Here is a 1,568-nt window from a genome sequence, read left to right as displayed (position 1 = left end):
GTGTGGGGGCGGGCGAGGCGGGGCGCCCGGGCCTCGCCGTCGCGTACGGCGAGCTGTGGTTCGCCGTCGATGAGGGCCCAGGTGGGCCAGGTGTCGTCGTCGGTGGAGGCGGGGTCGCGGTCGAGCAGGACGATCCGGCCGGGGTGTTCCGACTGCGCGGAGCGCAGCAGGCCCCAGGCCGCCGCTCCGGCGAGGTCGGTCACCCTCTGTCCGGGCAGGGCGGGGACGGCTCCGGGGGTGAGGACCACCAGACGGGTGTCGAGGTAGCGGTCGTCGGCGAGCCAGTTCTGGACGGTGCGGAGCACGTCGCGGGTGGTGCGGTGGACGGTGTCCGCCGACAGGTTCGTTGCGGGCAGGGGGTCGGGGAGGGTGAGGACGGCGACGGGTGGTGCGGTGGCGGTCTGCGGGGTCGGTCCGGCGGGGTCGAGGCGCAGCCATGGGGAGGTGTCGGGCGGGGTGGTGCCGGGGTCGGGGAGCCTGGTCCAGTCGACGGTGAACAGGGCGTCACGCAGGTGCTGTTCGCCGGTCTGCCGGAGGGTGTCGGGGGTGATCTCGCGCAGGACGAGGGTGTCGATGGTGACGACGGGGGCGCCGGTGGGGTCGGTGGCCCGTACGTTGAGGCCGTCGGGGGTGGTGGTGAGTACGACGCGGAGCACGGTCGCTTCGGTGGCGTGGAGTGCGACGCCGTTCCATGCGAAGGGGAGCCGGGTGCCGGTCGTGGTGTCGGTGTCGACGGTGACCGCGACGGCGTGCAGGGCCGCGTCCAGCAGTGCGGGGTGGATGCCGAATCCCGCGGCGTCGGCTGTTTCGGGGAGTTCCACCTCGGCGTAGAGGGTGTCGCCGTCGCGCCAGAGGGCCCGCAGGCCCTGGAACGCCGGGCCGTAGCCGTAGCCGGCATCCGCCAGTCCGTCGTAGAAGCCGGTCACGTCCACCGGTCGTGAGCCCGGGGGCGGCCAGGGCGTCGACTCCGCGGGGACGGTCGTGGGGGTCTCGCCCAGCAGGCCGGTCGCGTGGCACTCCCATGCGGCGTCGTCGGAGGTCCGGGAGAACACCTCGACGGGGCGGTTACCGGTTTCGTCGGGGGTGCCGACGGTGACCTGGAGGGCGACACCGGTCCGGGTGGGGAGTGCCAGCGGTTTCTGAAGGATCAGTTCGCGCAGGAATCCGGTGCCGACCTGGTCGCCGGCGCGGAGTGCCATCTCCGCGAAGGCGGTGCCGGGTACGAGTGTCTGTCCCCCTACCGTGTGGTCCTGGAGCCATGGGTGTGAGGACTGCGACAGTCGTCCCGTCAGTACGGCGCCGCCGGTCGGCAGGCCGACGGACGCGCCCAGCAGGTGGTGGTCCAGGCTTTCCTGTCCTACGGCCGACACGTCTCCGGATGCCACCGGGCGGGGCCAGTAGCGTTCGTGTTGGAAGGCGTATGCCGGGAGTTCCACACGGTGTCCGGCCGGTATGACCGACGCCCAGTCGACCTCGACGCCCGCGACCCAGGCCTCGGACAACGCGGTCAGGAAACGCTCCTGGCCACCCTCACCCCGACGCAGCGAACCCACCACCACCACATCCGC

The 1,568-nt window shown here is 72.6% G+C and carries 1 protein-coding gene; it reads right to left on the bottom strand.

From position 1 onward, the window contains the following. On the bottom strand, positions 1–1,568 hold a 1,568-nt coding region (locus JS521_RS35600; protein ID WP_205086981.1), incomplete at both ends, for a SpnB-like Rossmann fold domain-containing protein.

It is taken from the genome of Streptomyces durocortorensis, assembly GCF_016901035.1.
GTDB classification, from domain to species: domain Bacteria; phylum Actinomycetota; class Actinomycetes; order Streptomycetales; family Streptomycetaceae; genus Streptomyces; species Streptomyces durocortorensis.
This window is presented reverse-complemented; position numbering and strand designations above follow the sequence as displayed.